Genomic DNA, 17,804 nt, shown 5'->3' on the forward strand with positions numbered 1-17,804 from the left:
AACATCTAAAAATCTAAAAGAAAAAAATGACTTTTAAAGAACAAATACAACAAGGAATTCCTTCTATACTTCCTTCAAAAAAAGAATACGATCCAGCAATTAATCATGCCCCGAAACGAAAAGAAATTCTTTCGGCAGAAGAAAAAAAGCTCGCACTGAAAAATGCTTTACGTTATTTCGATCCAAAACATCATGCCGAATTAATTCCTGAATTTTCAGAAGAATTAGAAAAATACGGACGTATTTACATGTACCGTCTTCGCCCGGAGTACAAAATGTACGCTCGTCCAATTGACGAATATCCGGGAAAATCATTACAGGCAAAAGCCATTATGCACATGATTCAGAACAATCTGGATTATGCCGTGGCGCAGCATCCGCATGAATTGATAACGTATGGCGGAAACGGAGCCGTTTTCCAGAACTGGGCGCAATATTTATTGACCATGCAGTATTTGTCTGAAATGACAGACGAGCAGACTTTAACGATGTATTCCGGACATCCGATGGGATTATTTCCTTCGCATAAAGAAGCCCCGAGAGTTGTAGTAACCAACGGAATGGTTATCCCAAATTATTCTAAACCGGACGATTGGGAAAAAATGAATGCGCTTGGCGTTTCTCAATATGGACAAATGACCGCAGGAAGTTATATGTACATTGGACCACAGGGAATTGTGCACGGAACCACAATCACCGTTTTGAACGGTTTTAGAAAAATAAAACAAAATCCGGAAGGAAGTTTATTCGTAACTTCTGGTCTTGGCGGAATGTCTGGCGCACAGCCAAAAGCCGGAAATATTGCGGGTTGTATTACGGTCTGCGCCGAAGTAAATCCGAAAATTACGAAAATCCGACACGAACAAGGCTGGATTAATGAAGTCGTAACTTCAACTGACGAATTGGTTGCCAGAGTCGCTTTGGCGAAAGCCAATAAAGAAACCGTTTCTATTGCTTATTTAGGAAATGTCGTGGACGTTTGGGAACGTTTCGATCAGGAAAACATCAAAATTGATTTAGGTTCAGATCAGACTTCACTTCATAATCCCTGGGCCGGAGGTTATTATCCTGTTGGAATTTCATTTGAAGAAGCCAATGATTTAATGGCTAATAATCCTGAATTGTTTAAAGAAAAAGTTCAGGAAACATTACGTCGTCATGCAGACGCCATTAACAAACATACTGCAAAAGGAACTTATTTTTTTGATTACGGAAATGCCTTTTTACTGGAAGCTTCTCGCGCAGGAGCTGATGTTATGGCTGAAAACAATATCGATTTTAAATATCCGAGTTATGTTCAGGATATTATGGGACCAATGTGTTTTGATTACGGTTTTGGTCCTTTCCGTTGGGTTTGCACTTCCGGAAAACCAGAAGATTTATTAAAAACAGACGCTATTGCTTGCGAAGTTTTAGAAAAAATGGCAGAAACAGCTCCAAATGAAATTCAGCAGCAAATGCAGGATAATATTAAATGGATTAAAGGCGCACAGGAAAACAAATTGGTTGTAGGTTCTCAGGCGAGAATTCTTTATGCTGATGCCGAAGGAAGAATTAAAATCGCCGAAGCTTTTAATCAGGCTATTGCAAAAGGTGAAATTGGCGCTGTGGTTTTAGGGCGCGACCATCATGACGTTTCCGGAACTGATTCTCCTTACAGAGAGACCTCAAACATTTATGACGGATCCCGTTTTACTGCCGATATGGCGATTCATAACGTGATCGGAGACAGCTTTAGAGGAGCTACCTGGGTATCCATTCACAATGGCGGAGGAGTTGGCTGGGGAGAGGTTATAAATGGCGGATTTGGTATGGTTCTTGATGGTTCTACAGAGGCTTCAAAGCGTTTAGCATCAATGCTTTTCTGGGATGTAAACAACGGAATTTCAAGACGAAGCTGGGCCCGAAACGAAGGTGCCGTTTTTGCTATAAAACGTGCAATGAAAGTTGAGCCATTATTAAAAGTAACTTTACCTAATCTTGTAGATGAGAGTTTGCTATAACTAAAACAAAACATTTAATTCTAAAAAATTATGAAAACATTCAAATTAGTTCCGATTTTACTGCTTTTGCTGCTAGCTTCCTGCGACACGGTCAGTGTTTATTCTGATTATGATAAAAACGTAGATTTTACGCCTTATAAAACGTATGCTTTTTTTAAGCCCGGAATTGACAAGGTCGAAATTTCTGATTTGGATAAAAGACGTATCCTTCGTGCAATCGATGAGCAAATGCAGGCAAAAGGGTTTACAAAAAGTGAAAATCCTGATTTACTCGTAAATATTTTCACTAAATCAAGAGAACAGATAGACGTAAATCAATTTAGCGCCGGCTGGGGTTATGGCTGGGGTTGGGGATGGAATCCTTATATGATGTACGGAGGCACAACAACCGTTTCAAGCTCTACTGAAGGAACATTATTTATTGACCTGATTGATGCCAAAAAGAAAGAAATGATCTGGCAGGGTGAAGGTATTGGAACACTTACTAAAAACGTTGACGAAAAAGACCAAAAGATTACAGAATTTGTCAGCAAAATTTTGGCTCAGTATCCTCCTCAGATAAAACAGGCAAAAAAATAATTATTATATTTGCTTCTCTAACAACAAAAAAATGACAAATTTTAATAACATTATTATCGCTATTATTAGCATTATTGCAATAGAGCAATGATGGCGAGGTATTATATAAAATTTGTAAAATATAATTTATAATAGCCTCCCAAAACGGGAGGTTTTTTATTTTCAAGAAGCTTTAAACAAAAACATCATGAATTTATTTGACGAAGTACTCAATGCAAAAAAACAACTCGAAAATGTTGTAGCTGCAACACCTTTGACACAAAGCCTAAATCTCTCCGACGAATTTAAATCGACTGTTTTATTAAAAAGAGAAGATTTACAAATTGTCCGTTCGTATAAAATCAGAGGAGCTTACAACAAAATTTCTTCGTTAACCGATACCGAAAAACAAATTGGAGTAGTTTGCGCCAGTGCCGGAAATCATGCTCAGGGTGTTGCCTATTCCTGCAATTTGCTGCAGATAAAAGGTAAAATTTACATGCCAAAAACGACTCCGAAACAAAAAGTGAAACAAGTGCAATTGTTTGGAAAGTCGTTTGTCGAAATTGTACTAACCGGAGATACTTTTGATGATGCTTACGCTTCGGCTACAGCAGACACCATCAAAAATCACAAAATATTTATCCATCCTTTTGATGATGAAAAAGTAATTGCCGGACAAGGTACTGTTGGGCTGGAAATTCTGGGAAGCTTTAAAGAACCTATTGATTATGTTTTTGTTCCTATTGGTGGCGGAGGATTGGCTTCAGGCTTGTCTGAGGTTTTTAAGCACTTAAGTCCAAATACCAAAATTATTGGAGTTGAGCCAAAAGGCGCTCCCTCGATGAAAACCTCCATTGAAGAAAATAAAAATACCGTTTTAAAAACGATAGATAAGTTTGTGGACGGAGCAGCTGTTAAACAAGTGGGCGATAAAACTTTTGAAATCTGTAAACAAAATTTGCACGATATTATTCTGGTTCCGGAAGGAAAAGTCTGTACCACCATTTTACGTTTATACAATGAAGAAGCCATGGTAGTTGAACCTGCCGGCGCTTTGACAATTGCTGCTTTAGATTTTTACAAAGATAAAATTAAAGGCAAAAAAGTAGTTTGCGTGGTCAGCGGAAGCAACAATGATATCGAAAGAACAGCAGAAATAAAAGAGCGCTCTTTACTTTACGAAGGATTGATGCATTATTTTATGATTCAGTTTCCACAGCGCCCGGGTGCTTTAAAAGAATTCGTAAATAACATCCTGGGACCTGATGATGATATTACTTATTTTCAGTTTGCTAAGAAAAACAGTCGTGAAAAAGGTTCAGTTGTAGTGGGAATAGAATTGAAAAAGAAAAAAGATATTCAGCCTATTAAAATGAAAATGACTCAATACGGTTTTGAATTTCAATATCTGAATGAAAATCATGATTTATTTACCCAGTTAATCGGTTAATAAATCTGTTGTTATGATAAATATCAGGAAATAAAAACGACGTTATATCGTATTTTTGCAACTTCTAATTCAATTAAAACCATGGCAGCGCTTAAAGATATTTCAAACTTAGACGACATCAAACAAATGGTGGATACTTTTTATGACAGTGTCAGAAAAGACGATTTACTTGGCCCGATTTTCAATGATAAACTACAGGGTCGCTGGCCAGAACATTTACAAAAAATGTATGGTTTCTGGCAAACTATTTTATTTGATGTCCGTGCTTATTCCGGAAGCCCTTTCCCGCCACATAAACAACTGCCTGTTGATAAAACTCATTTTGACCGTTGGGTTATGCTTTTCAATACATCAATAGATGCTCAGTTTTCAGGAATACTTACCGAAGAAGCCAAAATGCGTGCAGCAAATATGGCCTATATGTTCAATCATAAAATTGACTATTTCAGAGGTTTAGAGAATAAGTAAAATATTTTTCACGACTCGAAAGTTAGTGAACAGGCGAAGCAATTTCACTAATTCGCTCGAATTATAAGTTGAATAAATAATAAAAGATGAAAACTTTAAAAGGAATACTTTCTATATTTTTTGCAATTTCCGGAATGTTAACGGTATTGTACTTATTAGCAACTTATGAAAGACAACAAGAATTAAATGATAGAAAATTCATTAATCAAGACTATAAAATTACACGTGGAATTGTTACTAAAAAATCTACATATAAAGGTCATTCTATTTCAATTACTGTACAATATTATGTGAATTGGGTTTTTCATGAAGAAAGTGCTCGTTTAAAAAAAAATGATAAAATTTCTGAAGGAGATAGTATAACTATAAAATATTCTCGCATAAAACCTGAATTAATGATGACAGAATTTGACGATGAATTTTAACTAAAATATTTCTACATTCCCAATAGCCCTAGCCCTGATGGAAGCGACATCCTTTTGTTTTTTTCTTTAAAAAACAAAAGATACAGCGGACAGCAGGAACAAGCTACTGAAAAATTTTAAAACCAAAATTTAAAGAAACCGCAATAAAAAATCATTTCGAACAAAAAAATTACAATAATTAACAAAAATTAGCACCTTAAATACGTAATTTTACATTTCAACCTACAGCTATTCCAAATGAATCCGAACATTGAAACAAATCCGTTATTAGAAAGATTGCCCAAACATTTAAAGCAATTCATCAAACCTCAGGATTATAGTGATTATACACCTATTAATCAGGCTGTTTGGCGTTATGTGATGCGTAAAAATGTGGATTATTTATCAAAAGTAGCTCATCATTCTTATCTGGATGGTTTAAAAAAGACCGGAATCGAAGTTGACTCTATCCCGAGCATGTACGGCATGAACCGAATCCTGACTGAAATTGGCTGGGCTGCCGTTGCGGTTGACGGATTTATTCCGCCAAATGCTTTTATGGAGTTTCAGGCCTATAATGTTTTGGTTATTGCTTCGGATATCAGACAATTAGAACATATTGAATATACGCCAGCTCCGGATATCATTCACGAAGGTGCCGGCCACGCTCCAATTATTGCTAATCCGGAATATGCAGAATATTTAAGACGTTTTGGCGAAATTGGCTGCAAAGCGATTTCATCTCATAAAGATTATCAGATGTATGAAGCAATCCGACTACTTTCGATATTGAAGGAAGCTGAAGATACACCTCAGGAAAAAATTGACGAAGCCGAAAAAGCAGTTGCAGATTTGCAAAACAATATGGGCGAATTGTCTGAAATGGCGCAAATTCGAAATCTGCATTGGTGGACAGTTGAATATGGTTTAATAGGAACTGTTGAAAACCCAAAAATTTATGGTGCAGGATTACTTTCCTCAATTGGTGAAAGCGCCCACTGCATGACCGATAATGTGAAGAAAATCCCTTATGATATTTCGGCTGCGAATCAAAATTTTGATATTACGCAACTACAGCCACAGCTTTATGTAACGCCAAATTTCTCTTATTTAAGTTTGATTTTAGAAGAATTTGCTAATAAAATGGCTTTACGTACCGGAGGACTTTCCGGAATTCAGAAACTAATTCAGTCGAATGCTTTGGGAACGATTGAACTGAGTACCGGTTTGCAAATTTCAGGTATTTTTACGAATGTTTTGGAAGAAGAAGGAAAACCGGTTTACATTCAAACCACAGGAAAAACAGCTTTATCGTACCGTGAAAAAGAATTGGTAGGCCACGGAACCTTAACACATCCACACGGATTTGGCAGTCCGATTGGGAAACTGAAAGGTTTTAATCTGGCCATTGAAGACATGAGCCCGAAGGATTTACAGGCTTACAGCATTGTAGAAAACGAAACTGTAAAACTGGAATTTGAAGGAAATATTATTGTTGAAGGCGAAATCATTACAGGTTCCAGAAATTTACACGGAGAAATTATTCTGATCAGTTTTAGAAATTGTACTGTAACACACGGCGAAACCATTCTGTTTCAGCCGGAATGGGGAAATTACGATATGGCGATTGGAAAAAAAGTGGTTTCTGCTTTTTCAGGCCCTGCTGATGTGAATAGTTTTGACCTGATTAATAATGTTCCTAAAACGACAACAATTAAAGCAAAACATACAGAGGAACGTGATGATCTGGAAATTTTATATTCGACTGTTCGAAATATCCGAAATAATAAAGATTCAAAAGCTGAATTAAAAGCTGTTTTCGAAAAACTAAAAAAAGATCATCCTAATGACTGGTTACTTTCTATTGAAATTACCGAGCTTTTAAAAGATTCGGATGAGAAACAACTTTTACAGGAAGTCTTGGTTTATCTGGAGCAATTGAAAGAAAAACGTCCTGAAGTAACCCATTTAATTTCTGGCGGACTGGATTTGATTTTTGAGAAAGTTTGATAAATTAATCGCGCAAAGGCACACAGTGGCAAAGTTTTTACTCCATTTTTGTCACTTCGACGAAGGAGAAGTCACACTCGGAATTCGACAAAGATTGGCGATTTTGATTGCGGAGTTTCTAGTGTGATTTCTCCTTCGTCGAAATGACAAAATAGACGAATTAAATTGAGTCGAAATGATTATTTAGAAATTCTAATTCGGGATTAAAATCCTTTATTAATACGATTTTCTTTTCTCTTCTCCATTTTTTTAATTCCTTTTCTCTGGAAATTGCTTCCTGAATCCAAACAAATTTTTCATAATAGACCAGAAATTCTAAAGCATATTTTGAAGCAAAAGTTTTATTGCCAGTTTCTAAATTATCTTTATGCTGTTGTAGTCTTAATTTTAAATTATTTGTAACTCCAATATAGAAGGTAGAACGATATTTATTAGTCAGGATATAAACATAATAAGAATGAAAACCTTCTTTAGTATTAAACATAGTTTTTAAATAATTGTATCATTTTCTAAGTTTTTTTGCCAACTTCGACGAAGGAGAAGTCACACAAAAGCATTTCCAGTTCGTTGCTCTCCCTCAGTGATTTATCCTCTGTTGAAATAACAAGATTGCCGAAACCCCCTCAACTTTTGAACATTAAATTACAACTTCAAATCTTCATTAAACTCGCTCTCCGATTCAATAGTTTTTCCGTTATATTGTAATTTCCAGCCCATTGAATTTGTTAGAATTAAAATCTTAGACAATTCACTGATTAATCTGTTTTGGGCGTTTGTTTTAAGTGTAGATTTATCGATTTTTTTAGCCAGATTCGCTTTTACTGATTTATTGATTTTGTTGTAATCGTCTCCGGTAAAAGGATTCAATTTGCTCTGCTCGACATCATAAAACTGAATATCAGGATTGATTGTAATTTCTTCTTTTGGAATGTTAAGAATTGTGATGGTTTTGTTTTTCTCATCAATATCATATTTCATTTTGTGCAAATCGTAAGCAACCGTAACATTTGCATTTACCACAACCAGTGCTTTCTTTTCAAAAGACACCATATCCATCAAATACTTTTGTTGGTTTTTATACGTGATAACTTCGGAGAAATGTCCTTCAGTAACCACCAGTTTTCCAACATTTAAGATTTGCTGCTGAATCAGATTTGTATTATACTCAATTGCCGAATCATCATCTTTCTTAAATTGACAATATTTGAACGCCAAAATAATGGCAACTACAATTCCGGCACCAACTAAAATTCTCTTAAGCATAATTTGGATTTATGTTTTATAATGATAGCTAATTTAATACTTTTTTGAGTAGAATTCCTTAGTATTTCCAAAACGATTTAATAGTAATTATTTGCAAACATTGGAATTATGTAAGATAATCAGCTTTTTACATAAACTGCAGAACAGGCCTTGCGTGTATTTTTGTAAAAAATGAATTTAACCTGCAAAATTGAAATGTTATGATTGAAAAAATTAAAGAATTACCAGAAAACATGATTGGCTTTAAAACAGCTGGTCACGTTGTTAAAGGCGATGTTGATTTTGTTAAATCAGAAGTACGTCTTTTAATTGATGAGACACCGAAACTTAATTATTTATTATTTTTCGATAATTCTCCAACTGATTTTGCATTAGGTGCCTGGCTTCATGAATCCCTGCTAAGCATTAAAAACATTACAAAATGGACAAGAGCTGCTATTGTAACAGACTGTCAGAGAATGATCAATTTTACTAAAGTTTTCAATAAAATTATGCCGGGAGAATTCAAAGGATTCAAAAAAGAAGATTATATGCTGGCCATAGACTGGACATCAGAAAAAATAGATTTGGATTAAAATATAAAAATTATGAAAGAGGATTTAAATAATAAAGAAGCAGTAGATAAATTAATTTCGTTAGTCAAAGAAATTAATACAGCCATTTTTGTAACTGAATTGACAAAAACTCCTCTTCAGTCCAGACCCATGAGCGTTCAGGAAATAGATGATCAGGGAAATTTATGGTTTATCAGTTCTGCAACAAGCAATAAGAATTTTGAGATTCTAAAAGACGATCAGGTTCAGTTGTTTTTTGCCAATAATTCAAGTTCGCAGTACATTTCTATATACGGAAGTGCAACCATATATACCGATCAGCAGAAAATAGATGAATTATGGACTCCGGTTGCCAAAGCCTGGTTTGAAGAAGGTAAAACCGACCCGAATGTTACGGTTATAAAAGTCACTCCATCAGATGCTTATTACTGGGACACAAAAGACGGAAAAGTCATTTCACTAATTAAAATGGCAGGCTCAGCATTGTTTGGAAATACCGCAGATATTGGTGTCGAAGGAAAATTAAAACTATAAAATAAGAAGACTCAAATTAAAATACCCCAAATAAGCCACAACTTATTTGGGGTATTTTTTTATAAAAAATCGAATGCAATTATTTTTTATTCAACTCTTCTACTACTTCTTTGGTTAACTGCAGACTTTTTAATTTAGCCTGATGATCAAAAATGGGGCTGGTTATCATCAGTTCATCAATTCGGGCATAATCAATAAATTTCTTCAAATCTGCGACTAGCTTTTTTTTACTTCCCACAAAAGAGCAGGCCGTCATCTGATTGACATGAAAACGTTCTTCCTCGCTCATAATATCATCAAGGGAATCTACAGGCGGCTGAAGTCCCTTGCGGTCATTTCGAATTAAATTCAAAAACATTTGGTATAAACTTGTTGAAAGTTTTTCTGCTTCTTCGTCGGTATCGGCTGCAATGATATTTACGCAGGCCATTGTTTTCGGTTTATCCAGAAATTTGGATGGCTGAAAATTGTCGCGGTAAAACTCAAAAGCCTGTAACATTTGGCGCGGTGCAAAATGTCCCGCAAAAGCATAAGGAAAACCATAAGAAGCTGCCAAAGAAGCACTTTCCATACTGGATCCTAAAATCCAGATTGGCACTTTTATACCTTCGGCGGGAAAAGCTCGTACTTTTGCCGTAGCATTTTCTGCTGAAAAATATTCCTGTAATTTCGATACATTTTGCGGAAATCGTTGTGCCTGTTCAAAGAAATCTTTCCGAATGGCTTCAGCAGTGGGCTGATCGGTTCCGGGTGCTCTTCCTAAACCTAAATCAATTCGACCAGGATATAATGTTTCTAAAGTTCCGAATTGTTCAGCAACAATTAAAGGTGAATGATTAGGCAGCATAATTCCGCCGGAACCTACACGGATATTTTGGGTCTGACTGGCAACATATCCAATTAAAACTACAGTTGCGGTACTGGCTACATGTGCCATATTGTGGTGTTCGGCAAGCCAAAACCTTTTGTATCCTAAAGTATCTGTTAATTGGGCAATTTCTTTTGTTTTATGTAATGTTTCAGCTGCATTGCTGTCATTGTTGATAATCGCGAGTTCTAATATGGAGAGTGAAATTGGATTTTTCATGTAAATAAATATCTTTTTACAAAATTAATTCATTTAAAACGAAAGCATAAATTCTGTGATGTTAATTGAATTATAATATTTTAATTCAGACAAAAAAGAAGTTACTCAAATGATTTAAAACTTAAATTTGTACATCAAAATACCTATTCGGTTTTAGCTTATCTGCAAATGACACACAAAATTTTAATTATAGACGACGAAGAAAAACTGAGAAGTCTGCTGGCGCGTATTATAAAATCGGAAGGATTTGAAGTTTTTGAAGCCAAAGATTTAAAATCAGGTTTTAAGAAACTGGAACAAACAGATATTGATGTTGTTTTATGTGATGTAAAATTACCCGATGGAAATGGCGTTGATTTTCTTCAGAATATAAAAAGAAGTTTTCCACTTATAGAAGTTATTTTATTAACTGCTTTCGGAAATATTCCAGACGGCGTTCAGGCCATGAAAAATGGCGCTTTCGATTATATTGTAAAAGGCGACGATAACGATAAAATTATTCCGCTTCTATATAAAGCTGTTGAAAAAGTGCAATTGCAGAAAAAAGTACAGCAGTTAGAAAAACGAATTAATGATAAATATTCTTTTTCTACTATTATAGGTAAATCAAAAGGAATCGAACAAGTTATTGATCTTGCTCAAAAAGTTGCCAAAACAGATTCAACTGTTTTACTTACCGGCGAAACCGGAACCGGAAAAGAAGTTTTTGCACAGGCCATTCACGAAAACAGCAATCGTACTGGGAAATCTTTTGTGGCATTAAACTGCAGTACTTTTACAAAAGAAATTTTAGAAAGCGAACTTTTCGGTCACAAACAAGGTGCTTTTACGGGAGCTGTAAAAGATAAAAAAGGTTTTATTGAAGAAGCAAACGGCGGAACTTTATTCCTGGACGAAATTGGTGAAATGCCAATTGATCTTCAGGCCAAATTATTGCGCGTTTTAGAAACCAGCGAATATATTCCCGTTGGCGACACAACTCCTAAAAAATCAAATTTCAGATTAATTGCCGCTACAAACCGAGATTTAAAAACAGAAAGTGATGAGCATCGTTTTCGTTCTGATTTGTATTTTCGTTTGAATATCTTCGAAATTAAATTGCCTTCTTTAAGAGAAAGAATCAAAGATATTGCAGTATTGACGCATCATTTTGTCAAACAATTTTCTGAAAAAACGAATAAAAAAACATTACATATCTCTGATGATTTTCTGCAGAAATTAGAAAATTATTCTTGGCCGGGAAATATCCGTGAACTTAAAAACATCATTGAAAGATCGGTTATTTTGAGTAATGGCGATACTTTAACTTCAGATGTTCTGCCTTACGAAATGCAACATCAAACGGAGAAAACGACCAAATCAATGTCAGCTTTCTCGATGCAGAGTGTTGAGAAATTGCATATTCAAAAGGTTTTAAATTATACAAAGGGAAATAAAGCAGAAACGGCGCGATTATTAGAAATTGGGATTGCGACTTTATATAGAAAATTGGAAGAATATGGGATAGAAAATTCCAAAATTTAAATTCCAAATTCCAATATCAATAGCAATAGCAATTTCAAAAGAGATTACATTTTACAATTCACAATTCACAATTCACAATTCATAATTCATAATTAAAAAACAATCTTATCATTTCAATAAAAGCCTATCAAAATGATAAGCTTTTTTTATGCCTGATTTTTGGCACACAATTACATTCCTTTTATTGACAGCACTTTAGCTGTAAACTCATTTTTTCGGAACACATTTTGGCATAAGGAGGGAGAACATTAAAATTCATTCCAAATGAAAAATCAAGTAACCTCAATCTACAAACAAGCTGAACGTTTTGCCGAAATCACTAAAAAATCGATTATTTCTGGAAACATCGTTCGGGCAAAAAAATGCTTGGCACTTGCTGAACGTTTGTTTATAACCGGAAGCATCGAAACTAAAAACGCCATTTCTAATGTATATGTTTTTTCAGTTTCTTCTTTTATGGAAGTGCGTCATTGTAATATTTCACATCTTTTTCCTCAAACACTTAAAGCGGAATATATCAAGCAGGTTAATGCTTCGGGAGTCTAATTAGTGAAATGTTTTTTGTGAAATGTAAGACGTTCATCACTTTTTACAAATAACATTTTACTTCTCACATTTCAAATTTCACAAATCTAAAATCATCTAATATGTTAATCACTTTTCTTTTACTCGCATTAGCCGTCGTGCTGTTTGCCATTTGTTTTCTGTCTGTTGAATTTTTTGAAAAAATCTAAATCATGACTGCACTATTTATTATTTCAATCGCCGTTTTCGTGTATTTGATTTATGTATTAATCAGACCCGAAAAATTTTAAATCATGTAAAAAGTGAAATGCATTAAGTGAGATGTAAACCCAAATTTTATTCATCAACTCATTTTACAAATCACCTCTCACCTTTCACTAAAAAATATAAAAATTATGAACACAGAATTATTAGGCGTCATTGGTATTTTTATCCTAACCATTGTTTTAGCTATTCCTTTAGGAAAATATATTGCTAAAGTTTATTTGGGAGATAAAACACTCCTTGACCCGATTTTCAATCCAATTGAAAAACTTATTTTTAAAATCAGCGGTATTAATTCGGCTGAAGAAATGAACTGGAAACAACACTTAAAAGCACTTTTAAGTATTAATATGGTTTGGTTCTTTCTTTGCTTTTTTGTATTATTATTTCAGGGATCTTTACCTTTAAATCCTGATAATAATCCGTCCATGACGCCAGATTTGGCTTTTAATACGGCTATTTCATTTATCGTAAACTGTAATTTACAGCATTATTCTGGCGAAAGCGGGGTTTCTTACCTTTCACAAATCGTCTTGATGTTCCTTCAATTTGTTTCTGCTGGTATCGGAATGGCTGCTGCCTCTATGATTTTCACAGCAATGAAAGAAAGAACAACAGAACAATTAGGTAATTTTTACAATTATTTCATCAAAAGCTGTACTCGTATTTTATTACCCCTTTCAGTAATTGTAGCTATTGCATTAGTATTTAGCGGAACTCCTATGACTTTTGAAGGTAAAGATCCTATTACGACACTTCAAGGTGATCATGTAGAAGTTTCTCGAGGACCAGCTGCAGCTTTTATTGCTATTAAACATATTGGTACAAATGGTGGTGGATTTTTTGGAGCCAACTCAGCGCATCCATTAGAAAACCCAACTTATTTTACAAACCAAGTTGAACTTTGGGCACAAATGATTATTCCGTTTGCAATGATTTTTGCTCTTGGATTTTACCTCAACAAAAGAAAACTGTCGAATATCATTTTTGGTGTAATGACGGTTGGATTTTTACTTCTGGTAGTTCCAACAGTTATGAGCGAAATCAACGGAAATCCTGCTATCGAAAAAATGGGAATCGCACAAGCAACCGGAGCGATGGAAGGAAAAGAAGTTCGGTTTGGCCCAGCAATGTCAGGATTCTGGAGTATTGCTACAACGGTAATTTCTACAGGTTCTGTAAACAGTATGCACGATAGCTCGATACCTGTTTCTGGCGCTATGCAATTATTATCTATGATGGTAAATGCCTTTTACGGCGGATGCGGTGTTGGTATTCTAAACTACTATATTTTCATTATTCTGGCTGTATTTATCTCCGGATTAATGGTCGGTCGAACTCCCGAATTTTTAGGCAAGAAAATCGAAGCGCGGGAAGTTAAAATTGCCGCTTTTATTGCCATTCTTCACCCATTATTGATTTTAGCAGGAACTGCATTAGCATCTTATTTTGCTGCACATGATACCGCAATGGGTTATTGGTTCAGCGGAAACGCGACTGGCTGGTTAAATAATCCTGGTAACCACGGATTCTCAGAAATGCTATACGAATACACTTCAAGTGCTGCCAATAACGGTTCTGGTTTTGAAGGTTTGGGAGATAATAATCCGTTCTGGAATATCACTACAGGAATTGTACTGCTGTTAAGTCGTTTTATTCCAATCATTGGCCCATTAGCAATTGCAGGTTTACTGGCAGGCAAAAAATACATTCCAGAGAGTGCAGGAACTTTAAAAACGGATACCTCAATTTTCGGAATCATGACTTTTGCTGTAATTGCAATTATCGCTGCTTTATCGTTCTTCCCGGCGTTGGCGCTTGGACCATTAGCGGAATTCTTTACACTAAAATAAAAATGCTGGTTATTTTAAACACATAAAAATAAACGCAAAATATTTCAAACATAGCCCGTAGTTTCAACCACGGGAAACGAATTGCGGGGACAAAGATTGTGATATACGCTGCGTCCCAGTGGTTGAAACCACGGGCTATATTTTATAATCTATGTGTTTTTTAGGGCACAACATTTAACAAATAACATTTAACTTTTTACAAGAAAATGACAACTAATAAATCCACATCATTGTTTGAAAGTAAACAGGTAAAAGAAGCCTTAGCGCAGTCTTTTGTCAAGCTGAACCCAAAAATGATGATCAAAAATCCGGTAATGTTTACCGTAGAAATTGGAACAGCCATTATGTTTACTGTCTGCATTTCGATATTAATGGGAGCAAATGATCAGGGTAGTTTTACTTATAACTTAATTGTATTTTTAATTTTACTGGCAACGCTTTTATTTGCCAATTTCGCCGAAGCCATTGCTGAAGCAAGAGGAAAAGCACAAGCCGACAGTTTAAGAAAAACTAGAGAAGAAACATCTGTGAAAAAAGTAAAAAGTGAAATGTCAGATGTCTCAGTTCACAATCTTCAAACATCTCACTTTTTACATCTAACCTCTTCACAATTAAAAAAGGGCGATATATTCGTTTGCGAAGCTGGCGATTTAATTGCTGCCGATGGTGAAATTATCGAAGGCCTGGCCACAATAGACGAAAGTGCCATTACCGGAGAAAGTGCTCCCGTAATTCGGGAAGCTGGCGGAGATAAATCATCTGTAACTGGAGGAACAAAAGTATTATCTGATAAAATTAAAGTAAAAGTAACTTCTGAACCAGGTGAAAGCTTTTTAGATAAAATGATTGCTTTAGTTGAAGGTGCGAGCCGTCAGAAAACACCAAACGAAATTGCCTTAACCATTTTATTAGCCGCATTTACTTTAATTTTCGTGATTGTGTGCGTTACGCTAAAACCGTTTGCCGACTATGCCAACGCACCCATCACGATTGCGGCTTTCATTGCTTTGTTTGTGTGTTTAATTCCAACTACAATTGGAGGTCTGCTTTCTGCGATTGGTATTGCGGGAATGGACAGAGCGTTGCGTGCTAACGTAATTACAAAATCGGGTAAAGCGGTTGAAACTGCTGGAGATATTGATGTATTGCTTTTGGATAAAACCGGAACCATTACCATTGGAAACAGAAAAGCAACCAATTTTTATCCAACAAAAGGAATTTCTTTTGACGACTTTGTAAAATCGGCTGTTTTGAGTTCGCTTGCAGATGATACGCCGGAAGGGAAAAGCATCATTGAGCTTAGTAAAATGTTAGATGTAAGTAGTAAAATGCCATCAGACATTTCACATTTCACAGATAACATTTCACACAGCATCAAATTTACTGCCGAAACCAGAACTTCTGGAGTCGTATTAAAAGACGGAACGAACATTAGAAAAGGAGCACAAGATGCTGCAAAAAACATTGCACAACAAGCCGGAAATTCTTTTCCTGAAGATACTGCGCAACAAGTAATCACAATTTCATCGAACGGAGGAACTCCATTAGTAGTAATCAAAAACAATGAAGTTCAAGGTGTTATCGAACTTCAGGATATTATCAAAACCGGAATGAAAGAACGTTTTGAGCGCTTACGAAGAATGGGAATCAAAACAGTTATGGTTACAGGAGATAATCCTCTGACAGCCAAATTTATTGCCGAAGCAGCTGGTGTTGATGATTTTATTGCCGAGGCTAAGCCTGAGGATAAAATGAATTACATTAGAAAAGAACAGACTGAAGGAAGATTGGTTGCCATGATGGGTGACGGAACAAATGATGCTCCTGCCCTTGCTCAAGCCAACGTTGGTGTTGCCATGAACAGCGGAACTCAAGCAGCAAAAGAAGCAGGAAACATGGTCGATCTTGACAATGATCCAACGAAACTAATTGAGATTGTCGAAATTGGAAAACAGCTTTTAATGACTCGCGGAACTTTAACTACTTTTTCTATTGCAAATGACGTTGCGAAATATTTTGCGATTGTTCCTGCTCTTTTTATTACTGCGATTCCTGCGCTACAAGGTTTAAATATCATGCATTTGCATAGTCCTGAAAGTGCGATTTTATCAGCTGTAATTTTTAACGCGGTTATTATTCCAATTTTGATTCCGCTTGCGCTGAAAGGTGTTGATTACCGACCAATTGGAGCGAGCGCCATCTTAAAAAGAAACCTTTTGATTTATGGTTTAGGCGGTCTAATTGTTCCTTTTATAGGAATTAAAGTTATTGATTTATTGGTAGCGCTTTTTATGTAAAAATTAAACCTGTCAGGTTTACAAAAACTCAAATTAAAAACATAGACTTTGGATTCCTTAAGCTTCTAAGAAAAAAACTTAGAACCTTACCATCTTAGAGTCTTAGAATCTCAAAAAAATGAAAAATCTATTTTCACTATTAAAACTTACCGTATTTACTTTGATTTTGTTTGCGGTTATTTATCCTTTAGCGATTTACGGAATCGCACAAATTGCTCCAAATCAAGGAAAAGGAGAAACGATTTCGGTTAACGGGAAAGTCGTTGGTTACCAAAAAATTGGTCAGAAATTCGATAAGTCGAATTATTTCTGGGGAAGACCTTCAGCTGTTGATTATAACGCGGCGGGAAGTGCCGGAAGCAACAAAGGTCCAAGCAATGCCGATTATTTGGCTTTAGTTCAAAAAAGAATTGATACACTTTTATTGGTTCATCCGTACTTGAAGAAATCTGATATTCCATCCGATATGGTTACGGCTTCAGGAAGTGGTTTGGATCCAAATATTTCTCCGCAAGGGGCACTGATTCAGGTGAAACGAATTGCTAAAGAAAGAAAACTGGATGAAACTAAAGTAAAAGCTTTGGTGGAATCTAAAATTAATACGGCTGTTGTTGGTCCTGAAACGGTTAATGTTTTGGAATTGAATGTGGCGCTGGATGCGCTTCGCTAAGATGCTAAGGTTCTAAGATACTGAGATTCTAAGTTTTTCTATGCGCATTCTTGTCATTTCGACGAAGGAGAAATCTTCACAAGAAGCTCCACAAAGAATGTCAAATCTGTGGCGATCTAGCAACGAAGATTTCTCCTTCGTCGAAATGACAAACTGTGGCGAGAATTGGAATCGAAAAACTAAACTTACAATAATACCTAACAGGTTTTTGAAACCTGTTAGGATATAAAACCTATTAAAATACAAAACGCCTTTTTACCCCAAATGCCCTAGCCCCGATAGTAGTGGAAATCCTTTTGTGTCTCGTTTCTTTAACGAGACACAAAAGATTGAAACG

General features: G+C 35.6%; 17 protein-coding genes. 14 read left to right on the forward strand and 3 right to left on the reverse strand.

Features of this window, described 5'->3' with window-relative positions:
- Nucleotides 1-26: 26 nt before the first annotated feature.
- The 6 genes from AAEO57_RS04485 to AAEO57_RS04510 all read left to right on the forward strand — a co-directional run bounded on the left by AAEO57_RS04485 (nucleotide 27) and on the right by AAEO57_RS04510 (nucleotide 6,896).
- Nucleotides 27-2,003, forward strand: a complete 1,977-nt coding sequence (locus AAEO57_RS04485) for a urocanate hydratase (RefSeq protein WP_341689923.1) — start codon at nucleotides 27-29, stop codon at nucleotides 2,001-2,003.
- A 30-nt stretch (nucleotides 2,004-2,033) separates the two neighbouring features.
- A complete protein-coding gene (locus AAEO57_RS04490) occupies nucleotides 2,034-2,582 on the forward strand; it encodes a DUF4136 domain-containing protein (RefSeq protein ID WP_341689925.1) in 549 nt (182 codons plus the stop codon).
- A gap of 187 nt (nucleotides 2,583-2,769) precedes the next feature.
- The gene (ilvA, locus tag AAEO57_RS04495) at nucleotides 2,770-4,014 is read left to right on the forward strand and encodes a threonine ammonia-lyase IlvA (RefSeq protein WP_341689927.1); all 1,245 of its coding nucleotides are present in this window, start codon (nucleotides 2,770-2,772) and stop codon (nucleotides 4,012-4,014) included.
- Between the two features lie 81 nt (nucleotides 4,015-4,095).
- Nucleotides 4,096-4,482 carry a group III truncated hemoglobin gene (locus AAEO57_RS04500; RefSeq protein ID WP_341689929.1) on the forward strand — a complete coding sequence of 129 codons (387 nt, stop codon included), beginning with the start codon at nucleotides 4,096-4,098 and terminating at the stop codon, nucleotides 4,480-4,482.
- Nucleotides 4,483-4,568: 86 nt separating this feature from the next.
- Entirely contained in the window at nucleotides 4,569-4,907 is a 339-nt protein-coding gene (locus tag AAEO57_RS04505) for a hypothetical protein (RefSeq protein ID WP_341689931.1), read from the forward strand.
- 237 nt (nucleotides 4,908-5,144) lie between these two features.
- Entirely contained in the window at nucleotides 5,145-6,896 is a 1,752-nt protein-coding gene (locus tag AAEO57_RS04510; RefSeq protein ID WP_341689934.1) for an aromatic amino acid hydroxylase, read from the forward strand.
- A 160-nt stretch (nucleotides 6,897-7,056) separates the two neighbouring features.
- On the opposite strand, the gene AAEO57_RS04515 is transcribed toward AAEO57_RS04510, so the two are convergent.
- Both AAEO57_RS04515 and AAEO57_RS04520 read right to left on the reverse strand, forming a co-directional pair.
- Entirely contained in the window at nucleotides 7,057-7,380 is a 324-nt protein-coding gene (locus tag AAEO57_RS04515) for a GIY-YIG nuclease family protein (RefSeq protein ID WP_341689936.1), read from the reverse strand.
- A 158-nt stretch (nucleotides 7,381-7,538) separates the two neighbouring features.
- On the reverse strand, nucleotides 7,539-8,159 hold the full coding sequence (locus tag AAEO57_RS04520; protein ID WP_341689938.1) for a DUF4230 domain-containing protein: 621 nt from the start codon (nucleotides 8,157-8,159) through the stop codon (nucleotides 7,539-7,541).
- A gap of 200 nt (nucleotides 8,160-8,359) precedes the next feature.
- On the opposite strand from AAEO57_RS04520, the gene AAEO57_RS04525 reads away from it, so the two are divergent.
- On the forward strand, nucleotides 8,360-8,734 hold the full coding sequence (locus AAEO57_RS04525; RefSeq protein WP_341689940.1) for a SpoIIAA family protein: 375 nt from the start codon (nucleotides 8,360-8,362) through the stop codon (nucleotides 8,732-8,734).
- A 12-nt stretch (nucleotides 8,735-8,746) separates the two neighbouring features.
- Nucleotides 8,747-9,247, forward strand: a complete 501-nt coding sequence (locus tag AAEO57_RS04530) for a pyridoxamine 5'-phosphate oxidase family protein (protein WP_341689942.1) — start codon at nucleotides 8,747-8,749, stop codon at nucleotides 9,245-9,247.
- A gap of 79 nt (nucleotides 9,248-9,326) precedes the next feature.
- On the opposite strand, the gene AAEO57_RS04535 is transcribed toward AAEO57_RS04530, so the two are convergent.
- Nucleotides 9,327-10,334, reverse strand: coding sequence for an LLM class flavin-dependent oxidoreductase (locus tag AAEO57_RS04535; RefSeq protein ID WP_341689944.1), 1,008 nt, complete (start codon nucleotides 10,332-10,334; stop codon nucleotides 9,327-9,329).
- A gap of 168 nt (nucleotides 10,335-10,502) precedes the next feature.
- Here AAEO57_RS04535 and AAEO57_RS04540 point away from each other — a divergent pair, with 168 nt between their 5' ends.
- The 6 genes from AAEO57_RS04540 to AAEO57_RS04565 all read left to right on the forward strand — a co-directional run bounded on the left by AAEO57_RS04540 (nucleotide 10,503) and on the right by AAEO57_RS04565 (nucleotide 17,467).
- Nucleotides 10,503-11,858, forward strand: coding sequence for a sigma-54-dependent transcriptional regulator (locus tag AAEO57_RS04540; RefSeq protein ID WP_341689946.1), 1,356 nt, complete (start codon nucleotides 10,503-10,505; stop codon nucleotides 11,856-11,858).
- Between the two features lie 264 nt (nucleotides 11,859-12,122).
- Nucleotides 12,123-12,404 carry a DUF7674 family protein gene (locus AAEO57_RS04545; protein ID WP_026730398.1) on the forward strand — a complete coding sequence of 94 codons (282 nt, stop codon included), beginning with the start codon at nucleotides 12,123-12,125 and terminating at the stop codon, nucleotides 12,402-12,404.
- A 191-nt stretch (nucleotides 12,405-12,595) separates the two neighbouring features.
- Nucleotides 12,596-12,673 (forward strand): K(+)-transporting ATPase subunit F, encoded by a 78-nt coding sequence (kdpF, locus tag AAEO57_RS04550; protein WP_341690278.1) that lies wholly within the window; start codon nucleotides 12,596-12,598, stop codon nucleotides 12,671-12,673.
- A gap of 105 nt (nucleotides 12,674-12,778) precedes the next feature.
- Nucleotides 12,779-14,500: a potassium-transporting ATPase subunit KdpA gene (gene kdpA / locus AAEO57_RS04555; RefSeq protein ID WP_341689950.1), complete on the forward strand. Its 1,722-nt coding sequence runs from the start codon at nucleotides 12,779-12,781 to the stop codon at nucleotides 14,498-14,500.
- 206 nt (nucleotides 14,501-14,706) lie between these two features.
- A complete protein-coding gene (gene kdpB, locus AAEO57_RS04560) occupies nucleotides 14,707-16,797 on the forward strand; it encodes a potassium-transporting ATPase subunit KdpB (RefSeq protein ID WP_341689951.1) in 2,091 nt (696 codons plus the stop codon).
- Nucleotides 16,798-16,915: 118 nt separating this feature from the next.
- On the forward strand, nucleotides 16,916-17,467 hold the full coding sequence (locus AAEO57_RS04565) for a K(+)-transporting ATPase subunit C (protein ID WP_341689952.1): 552 nt from the start codon (nucleotides 16,916-16,918) through the stop codon (nucleotides 17,465-17,467).
- Nucleotides 17,468-17,804: the final 337 nt, after the last annotated feature.

It is taken from the genome of Flavobacterium calami (assembly GCF_038290035.1).
Classification (GTDB): domain Bacteria; phylum Bacteroidota; class Bacteroidia; order Flavobacteriales; family Flavobacteriaceae; genus Flavobacterium; species Flavobacterium calami.

Excerpts from the sequence above, each read along its gene's own strand:
- AAEO57_RS04500 (WP_341689929.1), top strand. The coding sequence starts at position 4,096 with ATGGCAGCGCTTAAAGATATTTCAAACTTAGACGACATCAAACAAATG.
- kdpB (WP_341689951.1), top strand. The coding sequence starts at position 14,707 with ATGACAACTAATAAATCCACATCATTGTTTGAAAGTAAACAGGTAAAA.
- AAEO57_RS04540 (WP_341689946.1), top strand. The coding sequence starts at position 10,503 with ATGACACACAAAATTTTAATTATAGACGACGAAGAAAAACTGAGAAGT.
- AAEO57_RS04520 (WP_341689938.1), bottom strand. The coding sequence starts at position 8,159 with ATGCTTAAGAGAATTTTAGTTGGTGCCGGAATTGTAGTTGCCATTATT.
- AAEO57_RS04545 (WP_026730398.1), top strand. The coding sequence starts at position 12,123 with ATGAAAAATCAAGTAACCTCAATCTACAAACAAGCTGAACGTTTTGCC.
- kdpF (WP_341690278.1), top strand. The coding sequence starts at position 12,596 with ATGACTGCACTATTTATTATTTCAATCGCCGTTTTCGTGTATTTGATT.
- ilvA (WP_341689927.1), top strand. The coding sequence starts at position 2,770 with ATGAATTTATTTGACGAAGTACTCAATGCAAAAAAACAACTCGAAAAT.
- AAEO57_RS04525 (WP_341689940.1), top strand. The coding sequence starts at position 8,360 with ATGATTGAAAAAATTAAAGAATTACCAGAAAACATGATTGGCTTTAAA.
- AAEO57_RS04485 (WP_341689923.1), top strand. The coding sequence starts at position 27 with ATGACTTTTAAAGAACAAATACAACAAGGAATTCCTTCTATACTTCCT.
- AAEO57_RS04505 (WP_341689931.1), top strand. The coding sequence starts at position 4,569 with ATGAAAACTTTAAAAGGAATACTTTCTATATTTTTTGCAATTTCCGGA.
- AAEO57_RS04565 (WP_341689952.1), top strand. The coding sequence starts at position 16,916 with ATGAAAAATCTATTTTCACTATTAAAACTTACCGTATTTACTTTGATT.
- AAEO57_RS04535 (WP_341689944.1), bottom strand. The coding sequence starts at position 10,334 with ATGAAAAATCCAATTTCACTCTCCATATTAGAACTCGCGATTATCAAC.
- AAEO57_RS04530 (WP_341689942.1), top strand. The coding sequence starts at position 8,747 with ATGAAAGAGGATTTAAATAATAAAGAAGCAGTAGATAAATTAATTTCG.
- AAEO57_RS04490 (WP_341689925.1), top strand. The coding sequence starts at position 2,034 with ATGAAAACATTCAAATTAGTTCCGATTTTACTGCTTTTGCTGCTAGCT.
- AAEO57_RS04515 (WP_341689936.1), bottom strand. The coding sequence starts at position 7,380 with ATGTTTAATACTAAAGAAGGTTTTCATTCTTATTATGTTTATATCCTG.
- kdpA (WP_341689950.1), top strand. The coding sequence starts at position 12,779 with ATGAACACAGAATTATTAGGCGTCATTGGTATTTTTATCCTAACCATT.
- AAEO57_RS04510 (WP_341689934.1), top strand. The coding sequence starts at position 5,145 with ATGAATCCGAACATTGAAACAAATCCGTTATTAGAAAGATTGCCCAAA.